Source organism: Marinifilum flexuosum (assembly GCF_003610555.1).
GTDB classification, from domain to species: domain Bacteria; phylum Bacteroidota; class Bacteroidia; order Bacteroidales; family Marinifilaceae; genus Marinifilum; species Marinifilum flexuosum.
On record NZ_RAPQ01000008.1, the window covers coordinates 1590182 to 1603312 of the forward strand.

The window sequence follows — 13131 nt, forward strand, 5'->3', positions numbered from 1 at the left end:
AATGTATAGCTTTAGTTTAATTACATTAGAAGACCTTCAGCAGATTGAGTATTCCAGTAAGTTTCCGGGGACTCAGACTTCTTGGATTGCAGATTGGTATCATACATTCAAAAAGCATAACGATAATCATTTCGGGCTTGACAAAAAAGCTTACATCGTTACTGCTTATGAGGGAAATAAGTTGGTTGCCATTGTTCCATTGATGAGGCTAACGCGAACTTATTTCAAATACTTTAAATTGCAGTTTCTTGAATTTCTTGGACAGCAATGGTCGGGAATGGGGCATGATATTATTGTAATCAGGGAGCTAGAAGCTGGTTTTGTTGAAGAGTTGTTTTATTGGATCAAAAGAAATATTTCCTATCATTTTTTATTTCTTAAATATCTTCCATCGAGTAGTAGGTTAAAATCTAAGTTTCGTTTTTATAGATACGCTGGCGCTCCGTTTGTTCAAACATCTTCTTTTTCTGATTACGAAAGATTTCGATTAAAAGTGTACTCCAGAAAATTCAGAGAAGATCTTCGCAGAACCTATCGAAGAATTAAAAGAGATGGATTTAAAATGGAGGTAGAACAACATGAAATTGATGAATACAGTTTAGCGGCCATTAGGAATATCTCGGCAAGTAAAACTACTGATGGGAAAAGTGATTTGTATGAGAACAAACTCAAAGAAGATTTTCATTTAAAGATATATAGACAGAATCCATCTAAAGTGGTTTTTATAAAGTTTAATGGCGAAGCCGTAGCTTATGGTACTTTAATAGATATTAATGGACAAAGGATTGGTGTTGACTCTGCTTTTGATAGAAAATTCAGAAAATATGGAGTCGGAATTCATTGTATTGACCAGGTAATTCGTGATGGCTTTGAAGACAATGTTCAAAAATTATCATTCGGATTGGGAATGGATACCTATAAGTTTCAATTTACCAATTGCATAGAAGAGTTTTTTATGTGCTATGACTTTAAAATCAGACTGAAGTCATTATTGGTATTGCCTTATTTTCATTACCGAATAAAAAAAATGAATCAGGATGTTTCTTTGGTGATGGAGAGAAACAAACAGCAAGTAATAACAGATGCAGAGAATAATAAAACCTCTAATGACAAATTCAATTTTGTTGAAAGTGTTGAGATATAGATTTATTATACGCAAAGAAGTTTAATGCCCTAGGTTCTAATGTATCGTTTCGAAACCATTTCGATTGAAGAACTCGAAAATTTTCAATACAACACCAATTGTCCTAGCTGTAGATTCGAATGGATTTATAGTTGGTATCAGGTTTTTGAGAAAGTAGAAAACAATATTGTTGGGTTTAAAAAGAAGCCCTTCATCATTCTTGTTTATAAGGAGGAGAAGTTAACTGCGATTATTCCTTTATTAAAATTAGTGAGGATATACTTAAAGTTTATTCGCATATCCTTTCTTGAATTCTTTGGTCAACAATGGTCTAGCTTAGGGAATGATATTTTGATTGTTGAGGAAGTTGATAAACTGTTTTATCGTGAATTGAGGCATTGGATCAGGAAAAATATTTCCTATGATATCATTTTTCTAAAGTACATACCAAAGCAGTCTGAATTGGTAAAGTGTTTCCGATTGTTTCATTATTCAGTAGCTCCTTGTGTACAATTAAATCGATATGAAGGATATCAGGATTTTACTAAAAAAGTATACTCTAAAAAGTTTAGAGAAGAACTTAAACGTACCGCAAGAAAGTTGGCAAGAGAAAATTTGGAATATACTATAGAGGTTAGAGCGGTTAGTAAAGAAAATTTAAAATTGATTAAGCATATCTCAAAATCAAAAGAGATAGATGGCAAAAGTTTTTTATATGGAAACTTCGAAAAAGAAGCCTTTCATTTAAGTATTTATGAGAGTTTTCCATCTCAGATAATATTGCTAAAGCTCAATGATGAGATTGTTGCCTATTCTACATCAATTGATTGGCAAGGGAAACGATTGGCAATAGACTCATCCTTTAATAGAAGATTTCGAAAATATGGTATTGGGATTCACTGCGTAGATTCTTTTATCAGGAATGCATTTGATGATAAGATGAAGAAATTATCATTGGGTATGGGACATGATTCGTACAAGTACAGGTTTTGTGACGATATGGATCAATTTTTTATGTGTTTTGATTACAAAATCAGTTGGAAATCTTTATTGGCTTTGCCCTACATTAAGTATAGATTGATCAAAACAGACAAAGAGATTCTAGCAAAAAACCAAAAGATATCCGCAATTATAGAAAAGAATAAGCAAAAGAGCAGAAATAAGGAAGAATTAAAAATAAAGACGAACCATAAAACCTCTATTAATAAAATTAATATTTCTGAACGTGTTGAAATGTAGAATGGTATTATTCTAAAGAGTTTAAACCCTAAAATCTAATGTATAATTTTGAAACCATTTCAATTAAAGAACTTGAGAACCTTGAGTATAAAGCAAATTTTCCTAGCAATAGATTCGAATGGATTTATAGTTGGTATGAGGTTTTCGAGAAAGTGGAAAACAATGTAATAGGTTTTCAGAAGCAAGCTTATATTGTAACTGCTTATGAAAATAACCAATTGGTTGCCATTATTCCTCTTGTAAAGCTAATTCGTAAGTTTTGTAAATGTATAAAGCTTGAATTTGTTGAGTTTCTTGGACAGCAATGGTCCTGCATTGGACATGATTTAATCGTACTCAAAGAATTAGATTCTAGTTTTACGAAACAGCTTCTTAGCTGGATCAAAAAGAACATTCGTTATCATTTCATCTTTTTCAAGTATGTTCCTAAAAAATCGATTCTGACAAAAAACTTTAAGATGTATCGATACTCGGGAGCTCCCATGATTTGCATTTCGGATTACAGAGATTACAATGAGTTTGCTAAAAAGGTTTATGCAAAGAAGTTTCGGAAGAAGTTAGAGAGAACCTTACGAAAGATTGAAAAAGATGGATTTCGTTTAAGCTTGTCCTACGAGGAAATCAACTCATCCAATTTTGAGACCATTAAAAGAATATCAAAATCAAAAATGCTGGATGGAAAAAGCTTTGTATATGATGATGTAAACAAGGAAAAGTTTCATAAAAGTCTGTACCATAAGTTTCCATCGCATGTGATGTTCGCCAAGTTTAATGATTACCCGGTTGCCTATGTGGCAAATATAGATTGTGATAATGCAAGGATTGCCATTGATTGTGCTTTCGATCGCGATTATAGAATTTATGGAGTAGGTGTTCAGTGCATGGATTGTAACATTCGAAAGTCATTTTCGCTGAACAAGGAGAAATACTCTTTCGGAGTTGGCATGGATGTATATAAGTTCCAGTTCACAAAGACTGCAATGCCATTTTACATGTGTTTCGGCCTACAGAATAGACTGAAATCATTTTTAGCAAAGCCATTTGTTTTGTATAGAGCAAAGAAATCTGATCAGAAATCCAAGCAAGAATTTGAAGGAGTAGAAGAATACGTATGAAGAAACTAATTGCCAACATACTAGGATATCTATTGCTGTTGATATTTGGAAAGTCAGCTTTAAAGCAGTTCGATAAACAGGTGTTATCCATCTATTTTCACGATCCTTCGCTTTTGCTTTTTAAAGGAATCATTGGCTTTTTGCTTTCGAAAGGCTTCAGGTTTATTTCGGAGGAAGAATATTTTCAAATCATTAGTGGAGAGAAGAATGTAGAAGGAAGAACAGCCTTTATTTCTTTTGATGATGGGTGGAAAGGCAATTTAAAATTGATTCCAATTCTTGAGAAATATCAAATACCAGCAACTTTCTTTATTCCCGTTCGACCTGTAATGACTGGAAATTTTTGGTGGGAGTTTGCCGCTCAGTTTGTGGAGGAAAACGAGGAATTTAAATCTGTTGAAGAACTGAAGAAATTGCCAAACGATAGAAGGATGCAGTTGATTCGAGGTGCTGCAGGCAGATATGATTTAAAGAGATCTTGTATTGAACTGTCAGAGTTAAAACGCTTAAACGAGAATCCATTCATTACAATTGGATCTCATACCTATCATCATCCGATTACCATACAATGTTCGGATGAGGAATTGGATTTTGAATATCGTGAATCTAAAAAAACATTGGAAGAGTGGTTATCGGTAGAAATTAATTCTTTTTCCTTTCCCAATGGCGACTATAACCAAAGAGATTTGGACTTACTGAAGAAGTACAATTACAAGATGGCTTTTACTGTGAATCCTGAATTGAATTTGAATTTCATCTCTGAGTTCCAGATTCCAAGAGTATCCATCAATTCGAATGGAGGAAAATATGAGAACATTGCACGAATGCTTCGTGTTTGGCACAAATTTGTTCAGCCGCTGCAGCAAAAGCAAGCATTGTTATTCAATCCTAAATTATCAGGAAGTTAATATCAATTAAACGGATGAAAGAGGTTCTATACATAGCACCGGGTAATCAGAATTCGAAAGGTGGAATTGGATTGTGTGTAAACAATTATTCGAAACACATGTCCGACTTTAAGGTTTTGGTTACGCATCGGTTTACATCCAAATTGATGAACACTTTATGGTTCCCGATTTGCATTGTGGAGTTGTTGTGGATTCTGATTAAAGATCGGGATATTAAAATTCTTCACATTCATGGGGCATCGAAAGGTAGTTTTTACAGGAAGTACATTTTGTATGCATTTGCAAGAGCATTTTCCAATAAGAAAATTATCTATCACATACATGGAGGAGGTTTTCGGGACTTTTACCTGGGATCATCAAAGTTTATACAGCGTAGAATTCGATATTTAATTAATACTGCAGATTTGGTGATTTGCTTGTCGGAAAAATGGAAGCACTTTTACACCAGTGCCTTTAAGCCAAAACAGATCAGAATCTTAAATAATATGATTCTTCCTCCGTTTAATACTGAAAGAAAGCTATCCAAGGATAAGTTTAGGTTGTTTTTCCTGGGATTGATTGGTGATAACAAAGGCATTTTCGACTTGATTAAGATTATTGCAAAAAACAGAAGTCAATTTGAGGATAAACTGGAGCTTGTGATCGCTGGAAATGGGGAAGTGGATCGATTGACCAATACCATTTCGAAATGGAAGATGCAGAAAATCGTTCATTTTAAAGGTTGGGCCAACGAAGAAAAGAAAGAAGAGCTTTTTCGATCATCGGATGCATTTATTCTGCCATCCTATAAAGAAGGTTTGCCTTTATCCATTCTTGAAGCCATGAGCTATGGATTGCCTATAATATCAAGTAAAGTGGGAGGGATTCCAGATTTGATTCACAAAGGGAAAAATGGAATACTTGTGGTTCCCGGTAATCAAAGAGCCATTAAAAATGCAATCGTCAAGTTGATGACAAACCAAGCTCTTTGCATAAACTACTCACAAAATTCAACAAGAGCAGTTGTTGATTTTTATCCAGATCGTGTATTAAAAACATTATTCTCAATCTACCATGAATTACAGGGGAATAAGGGATTACTTTTTGAGCAAAATTAAATTCGGTATCGGGTTTGAAAGGGAATTGAAAAGAATTAAGGAGCTATACTCAATTAGTGAATCCCAATTGTCAGAATTAAAAAACAAAGAATTTGTAAAGCAGTATCGAAATGCCTACCTAAACTCCAAGTTCTACAATGAGTTGTATCGAAAGCATGGCTTAAGTGTACATTCGGTAAAATCGATTGACGACGCAGAGAAAATACCAATCATTACAAAAGATGATATTAGGCATCGTGTTGATGATTTGTTGACGACAAACCGTTTGTTTGTTTACAAAGCTTTTACAAGTGGAACAACAGGTTCGCCATTAAAACTGTATCGCGATTATCGGTCGGTTTGCAAGGAATACTCCTACGGATACTATTTTCAGAATATCCATGGATACAAGCTAGGCGATAAGGTGATATCCATAAAAGGAGATTTGGACAAGGATGAAATTTCGAGGTTTGACAAGGCCTTGAATACATTGCATTTATCGAGTTATAACCTGAACGAGAAGAACATCCTAAGGTATTATGAATTAATTAAGGAGTTTGAACCAAAAGTGGTTAAGGCTTATCCTAGTTCGTTGCAGATTTTATCGACAGAATTGTACAAAAAAGGATTGGATTTGTACATTCCGATTGCATTTACTTCATCTGAAGTATTGCACGATTGGCAAAGACGAATTATTGAAAGGATACTGCATTCCAAAGTGATTGATTGGTATGGAAATTCGGAGCAAACCATTGCTTTGGGACAGGTAAAAGAAAACTTGTATCAGGATGCTCCATTGTATGGACACATTGAGGTAAAAGAGAACCACATCATCACCACTGGGTTCATCAATAAATCATTCCCATTGATTCGTTACCAGGTAGATGATATTATCAAGTTAAAGTGTGATGCGAGTTGTATTCGTTGTTGCACCGAACGAATAATTGGACGCGATAACCAATATGTAAGGTTAAAGAATGGACAGCAGGTTGGCTTGCTCGATCATGCATTTAATTTCAGCAACATTAAAAATATCCTGGCTGCACAAATTGTTCAGAAAGTGCCAGGCGAAATCGATTTGAATATTATACCTGATTACAATTTTACAGAGCAAGATAAAGAAGAATTGCTAAAGAATCTTACGCAGTTGGTAACAGAAGATTGTAAGATTCATTACAATGAGATAAGCGAAGATCAGATTATAAGAACAAAGGCTGGAAAGTTTAATTTGATGGTTTCCTATTTGGACACCAAGGATAAGGATGCTGCGGCGAAGGAGATCTTGAAGGAGATTGATACAGCTTAAAAGATTTGTAAACCACGAATTTTACAGATTACACGAATAGATTCATATTTTGGTTTATGTGAATTATTTGATGATTGATAATTCGTGAAAATTGGTAAAATTCGTGGTTCATACAAAGGTAATAAAGGTAATAAAGGTAATTCGTAGTTAGTTGAAGATATGGCAGTACAGTTAATAAAAGATTTGATTGCCTATAAAATAAAATTTGGCAGAGCATTCGAGCGTGAATTGCGACGGATTATTGAACTGGATCAAATGTCTAAAGCTGAGATTTTAGAATTGAAAAGTGAAGAGTTCGTGAAGCAATATCGTAATGCTTATACCAATGCTGAATTCTACAAACAATTCTACAAAAAGCATGGATTGAATCTTTATTCAGTAAAGGATTTGTCTGATAAGAACAAACTACCCATTATTTCGAAGGTGGATGTTCGTAATCATGCCAAGACGATGTTGACTAAACCAAAATTGTGCGTGTTTAAAGCTTATTCGAGTGGAACAACAGGTACACCATTACAGGTTTACAGAGATTTTTCCTCTACAATAAAAGAGTATGCTTACGGTCACTTCTTTCAGCAAATGCATGGCTATCATTTGGGTGATCCGGTAATATCCTTACGAGGAACTTTAAACCGAAATACATTTTCTTATTACGATAAGAGCAATAATGTATTGTATTTGTCATCTTATCACTTAAAGTCGGAAAGAATTGATGAATACTACAAGCTAATTAAGGATTTTAATCCCAAGGTAATTAAGGCCTATCCGAGTTCCATGCACATTCTGGCGACAGAATTGCACAAGAAAGATTTGAGTTTAGACATTCCGATTGCTTTTACATCATCGGAGGTTTTGCATGGATTCCAGAAAGATATTGTTGAGAAAACCCTGAATACAAAAATATACGATTGGTATGGCAATGCAGAGCAAACAGTCGCTTTGGGGCAGTTCGAGGATGAATTGTATCGTGAGTTTCCATTGTATTCTCATACCGAGTTTGAAGATGACCATTTGATTACCACAAGTTTTATTAACTCAGCTTTTCCGTTGATTCGTTATCGAGTAGATGATGTGGTGCAATTGGCTGAATGTAGCAATGGTATTTGCGTGATCAAAAAGATTGAAGGCAGAGATGATGATTACATTGTTTTAAAGGATGGACAACGAATTGGTCGGCTTGATTTGGCCTTTAAAAAAGCTAAGAATTTGTTAGCTGCTCAAATTGTGCAAGATGAACCTGGCATTATTCGGGTAAACCTGATTCCGGACAAGAGATTTGATAAAAGTGATTTGGATGCAATAGAATTGAACTTGCGTGATTTACTTGGGGATGAATGCATGATTCGTTTTGATAAGATAGAAACAGATCAGTTGATTAGAACAGCCAAAGGGAAATTTAATCTTGTGGTTTCCCAACTTAAATAATTTTAGTTACGGTGCTCTGCACCTTTAAGATGCTATATATATTAAGCTATAAATATTGTGCAGCGCTGCTGCTTAAAGCATTAAAAAAGGCCAACTAAATTGTTATAGGTGCAGAGCACCGTACTATTTATAGGAAGCAGATTAGTTAGCAGCGATAGGTACAGCGTACCGTTATATTCCGCCATCAATACCAATGAAAAATTATTCAGAGAAAATACTAGTTGTAGGAGCAGGACCTCAGGCCTTGTTTTTGGTGCGGGAGTTTAGTCGTTTGAATTACCATGTAATTTTAGTTGGCAGAAAAAACGAAATTGCCATGCATTCGAAGTATGGGGAGAAAAAAGCGATTCGTAGCGAGGAGTATTTGGTATTGGAATTGAATTCATTGGCAAATACTTATCCCAAGTTAAAAGCCTATGTCGCCAGTGGATTTTATTTGGCCTTCTTAATGAATCATTTTCCACGCTTCTTTCAGTTGTACCAGGTGATGCCGGGACATAAAGTGTCGATAGAACAATTGATGACCAAAAACAAAACTTACAAGCTTGCAAAAAATGTTGCGGTGTTGTTTCCCCAGACCCATATTTTGAAGGATGTAGAAAATCAGAAATTGGTGAATCAACTCCATTATCCTCAGATCGTGAAATGGAACAAGGATATCTTTCTGTTTGAAAAACCCAGATTTAAAACTCAATTGATTGAGAATATTGCAGAAATGATTGATCTGCTTAAAATATTAAGTGAGCAGGAAAAGACATCGCTCATTACACAGGACTTTTTAGGTGCGGATTTAAAAAACAATTTTTCATATGGCGCTTATGTGCATGAGGGAGAGGTGAAGTTGGATATTTGTGTAAACGAGGTTCGTCATTTCCGATCGGGCGTTTCATCGGTGGTTGAGGAGTATGTTGGAGGCTATGCCAAGGAAATTAAACAACAAGCAGAGGCAGTTCTGAATCAAACCAAGTTTACTGGCTTTTTAGATGTAGAGTTTAAAATTAGAGATGGACAATTGTATTTGCTTGAGGTGAACCCTCGACCTTTTGGTTTCATTAAAATCATGAAGAAGAAATATCCTGAATTGATTCCTTATGTGATGGGGCATAAGCAGGTAGCTTATAAAAATCCGAAAACAGTAAAATGGATTAATGTACTTCGCGATATGGTATTGATTTTAAAGAATCCAAGTGAAGCCATTCACATGCTAAAAGTTCTGTTCGACTTTAACAAGCGAACCTTCGATGTTTGGGACATTTATGATCCCTTGCCATTCTTTTATCAGATGAAGCGATAGTTAATATAAACTAAGATAAGGGTTTAGGGTTGTTGTGGTATCGGAGTTTAATGTAAAAAATGACTGTGTAAATGGGCAAAATATGCATGTAAATGCAATTGGAGTGAATGTAAATGTATTTGTAGTAGCATTAACAGGACTTGTTGGCAGATGAAGAGCATCTGGAGTAGCATTAACAGGACATGTTGACAGATGAAGAGCATCTGGAGTAAGTGTAAGAGTACAAAACACACTTGTAAATGTATCTGGAGTAGATGTAAGGCAATGTAAATTAAATGTAAGTGTATTCAAATCATTATGAACTGGCTGTGTTGAAAGATGAAGATCACTTGGAATTGATGTAAAAGAACAGAAAGTTAGTGTTAGGAAGTAAAACAAGTATGTAAATGTATCTGGAATAGATGTAAGTGTATTTGTTAATCGAATTCAGGGTATAATAAAGTTAATCTTATTTGAATTATTATTTGACAATTCCATTCATTAATTACATCAGCATTATACCCAATAAATAAGTCTACCTTTTTAGTTGAAGTAGTATAAGAATACTTAAGAATGATCTCACTTTGTTTGACATTAGATTATGAACTGTTTGGATCGGGAAAAGGTAATGTGTTTACGCATATAATAGAGCCTACCAACCGCTTACTCGCCATTTGTTCTAAGTATGGAATGAAACTCACCATATTCTTCGAGGTGATAGAGTATTGGAAACTGAAGGAAGTATATGAAAGCGGTGAGTCGATGGGATACGAAAGAAATCCTGCCGAAGCCATGGCCAATCAGATTAAGAAAGCTCATCAGTTGGGGCATGATATTCAACTGCACCTTCATCCACAATGGATTGATGCCCAATATCAGAATGGAGAGTGGCAACTGAATATGGATTACTGGAGATTGCCAGAAGTGCCGGATCAGGCCAATGAGAAAATCAGTATGGGATTGAGCAAATTGATTCGCAAAGGCAAAGAGGAGTTGGAAAATATGCTACGGCCAATTAATCCATTATACAAATGCAATGTATTGCGGGCAGGAGGTTACAATATCGATCCATCGGAACGTTTGTTAAAAGCATTAAAAGAGAATGAATTTATAGCCGATAGCTCGGTTTATTATGGTGGAAAAGCCGAAAGTGAACTGTCGAAATACGACTATAGTCGTGTAAAAAAGGAAATTCCTTATTGGTTTACCAATGGTTCTTTGTTAGCAGTCAGCAAGAGTGATAAGGAGTTTGTGGAGTTGCCTGTTTTTGCAAAAAAAATCAGAAGAATTTCGAAATACGATTTAGTGAGGATTCGATCAGCTTTAAAGAACAAGGCGAATTCTATTGAAAAGTTTAAGAACAACAGTACTAAGAAAACCAAATGGGAAATCCTCCAATTTTTAATGGATAAAGAAGCCGTTACATGGGATTTTTGCCTGTTCTCGAAATCGAAAATGCGGAAGTTTCTTAATGCAGCCATCAAGATCAAGGAAAGTTCCAATACATCCTTTCATCCTTTTGTATTGGTGGGACATCCGAAAGATTTCTACTACTCCGATGCCATTGAGTTTTTGGCAATGAAAGCGTCAGGAGGGAAGTTAAAGTTCTTCACGATTAGTGAAGCTATTGTTCAAATTAAAGAAACACACACGAATAAATGATAGCACAAAGTCTCGAAAAACTTCGAGTTTATGTAGAAGACCAAGAATACAAAGGTTGGGATCCTTATGATGGATTAAACTCCAAACTTTTTCAGTCGATTCCTTTTTTGAACAAGAGTCGATTGATGAGATTGATATGGATTCAGGCCTTTAAAAGAAATCCAATGAATTTCCGGGATCTTGCAGGGATTAAGAAAGCTTATAATCCTAAAGGTCTTGGTTTATTTCTTAGTGGTTATTGTAAGCTTTATCAGCTTGATCGCACACAGGAGGTAAGATCCCGGATCCTTTTTTTAAGTCAGAAGATATTGGAATTGCAATCGACAGGATGGTCGGGAGCTTGTTGGGGATACAACTTCGATTGGCAAGCCAGGGCATTTTTTCAACCCAAAGGAACACCTTCGGTTGTGGTTACATCATATGTTACCAACGCTTTGCTGGATGCCTACGAAATATTGGATGATAAAGAATTGTTGGAAGCAGCCATTAGCGCGAAAGATTTTATTTTGAACGATTTGCATCGCAGCTACGATGGAAATGGTGATTTTTGTTTTTCCTATTCACCACTAGATGAAACAAGAGTTTTTAATGCTTCATTACTGGGAAGTAAAACTTTAGCTCGAATTTATTCCATTACCAAAGATGAGGAGTTGGCTGAGGAAGCGAAAAAGTCAGTTCAGTTTAGTATTAATTTTCAGCATGCAGATGGATCGTGGGCATATGGAACTTTACCTTATCATCAGTGGATTGATAATTTCCATACTGGATTTAACCTGGAGGCTTTAGCCGATTACCAGAAATACACAGAGGATGAATCCTTCCAGGAGAATATAGAAAAAGGACTGGAATATTACTTGAATCATTTCTTTACAGAAGAGGGGATTCCTAAATACTTTAACAATTCAACTTACCCTGTAGATATCCATTGTCCGGCACAATTGCCAATTACTTTAAGTAAGCTTGGTGCTTTTCAATCACAGAAGGAGTTGATAGATCGGGTATTGAATTGGACCATTTCAAACCTGCAAAGTCCTGAAGGATATTTCTATTTCAGAACAGGAAAGAATTTTAAAACAAAAATACCATACATCCGTTGGGCTCAAGCTTGGATGTTTTTGGCTTTATCAACCTATTTATTAGAAACCTTTAAAACACCGGAATATGAGAAAACGAGTTACAATAATGAATTCGCCGGTTGATGTTTTAACAATGCGAGAAACCATTGATATTATCGATGATTCCATTCGCGAAAGAAAATCAATTCAACACATTGTAGTTAATGCAGCCAAGCTGGTTAATATGCAAGAAGATGAGGAATTGTATCAGTCGGTAGTTGATAGTGATATTATTAATGCTGATGGAATGGCAGTGGTATGGGCTGCAAGTTTGTTGGGTAAACCATTGCCCGAACGAGTGGCCGGGGTTGATTTAATGCAAGAGCTTGTAATTCTTGCTTCTGAGAAAAAGTATAGGATTTTCTTTTTTGGCGGAAGGGAAGAGGTCGTTTCCGAGGTAGTTAGAAAATATACTACGGTATTTGGAAAGGAAATCATAGCAGGATATCGCAACGGATATTTTAAAAAAAATCAGGAAGCCAATATTGCAGCTCAAATTGCAGAATCGAAAGCTGATATTTTGTTTGTAGCCATTAGCTCACCGACCAAAGAGATTTTTTTAAACACCTATAAAGACAGATTGAAAGTACCCTTCATTATGGGTGTTGGAGGATCGTTTGATGTAGTTGCAGGCAAAGTAAAAAGAGCACCTGTTTGGATGCAAAAAACAGGTTTGGAATGGTTCTACAGATTCTTGCAAGAACCCGGAAGAATGTGGAAAAGATACCTGGTAACCAATTCGCTATTTATTTACTATGTACTGAGGGAGAGATTTTCAGTGAACAGTAATCAGTGATCAGTTATCAGTAAACAGTTATCAGTTGCGCGATTAAAATGCAGCTGCCAAAGCGTAAAACAATATAAAATAAGCATAAATAAATTCACTTTA

General features: G+C 35.4%; 11 protein-coding genes. All 11 read left to right on the top strand.

Translation table 11 applies throughout. From position 1 onward, the window contains the following. The first annotated feature begins 1 nt into the window (after position 1). The 11 genes from BXY64_RS06515 to BXY64_RS06565 all read left to right on the top strand — a co-directional run bounded on the left by BXY64_RS06515 (position 2) and on the right by BXY64_RS06565 (position 13038). Positions 2–1144 (top strand): GNAT family N-acetyltransferase, encoded by a 1143-nt coding sequence (locus tag BXY64_RS06515; RefSeq protein ID WP_120239090.1) that lies wholly within the window; start codon positions 2–4, stop codon positions 1142–1144. 39 nt (positions 1145–1183) lie between these two features. Further along, complete coding sequence (locus BXY64_RS06520; RefSeq protein WP_120239091.1) at positions 1184–2362, top strand: GNAT family N-acetyltransferase; 1179 nt, start codon at positions 1184–1186, stop codon at positions 2360–2362. Positions 2363–2400: 38 nt separating this feature from the next. Then, positions 2401–3477 carry a GNAT family N-acetyltransferase gene (locus BXY64_RS06525; protein WP_120239092.1) on the top strand — a complete coding sequence of 359 codons (1077 nt, stop codon included), beginning with the start codon at positions 2401–2403 and terminating at the stop codon, positions 3475–3477. Further along, positions 3474–4385, top strand: coding sequence for a polysaccharide deacetylase family protein (locus tag BXY64_RS06530; RefSeq protein ID WP_120239093.1), 912 nt, complete (start codon positions 3474–3476; stop codon positions 4383–4385). Before BXY64_RS06525 ends, BXY64_RS06530 begins: the two co-directional genes overlap by 4 nt. A 14-nt stretch (positions 4386–4399) precedes the next feature. Then, positions 4400–5482, top strand: coding sequence for a glycosyltransferase family 4 protein (locus BXY64_RS06535; protein ID WP_120239094.1), 1083 nt, complete (start codon positions 4400–4402; stop codon positions 5480–5482). Between the two features lie 67 nt (positions 5483–5549). Then, positions 5550–6767, top strand: coding sequence for a phenylacetate--CoA ligase family protein (locus tag BXY64_RS06540; protein ID WP_170150590.1), 1218 nt, complete (start codon positions 5550–5552; stop codon positions 6765–6767). A 159-nt stretch (positions 6768–6926) separates the two neighbouring features. Then, positions 6927–8192 carry a phenylacetate--CoA ligase family protein gene (locus BXY64_RS06545; protein WP_120239096.1) on the top strand — a complete coding sequence of 422 codons (1266 nt, stop codon included), beginning with the start codon at positions 6927–6929 and terminating at the stop codon, positions 8190–8192. A gap of 193 nt (positions 8193–8385) precedes the next feature. Continuing rightward, positions 8386–9486 carry a hypothetical protein gene (locus BXY64_RS06550; RefSeq protein WP_120239097.1) on the top strand — a complete coding sequence of 367 codons (1101 nt, stop codon included), beginning with the start codon at positions 8386–8388 and terminating at the stop codon, positions 9484–9486. 552 nt (positions 9487–10038) lie between these two features. Further along, a complete protein-coding gene (locus BXY64_RS06555; protein WP_120239098.1) occupies positions 10039–11127 on the top strand; it encodes a polysaccharide deacetylase family protein in 1089 nt (362 codons plus the stop codon). Beyond that, positions 11124–12326, top strand: a complete 1203-nt coding sequence (locus BXY64_RS06560; RefSeq protein WP_120239099.1) for a delta-aminolevulinic acid dehydratase — start codon at positions 11124–11126, stop codon at positions 12324–12326. Before BXY64_RS06555 ends, BXY64_RS06560 begins: the two co-directional genes overlap by 4 nt. Further along, positions 12289–13038, top strand: coding sequence for a WecB/TagA/CpsF family glycosyltransferase (locus BXY64_RS06565; protein WP_120239100.1), 750 nt, complete (start codon positions 12289–12291; stop codon positions 13036–13038). Before BXY64_RS06560 ends, BXY64_RS06565 begins: the two co-directional genes overlap by 38 nt. Positions 13039–13131 lie beyond the last annotated feature (93 nt).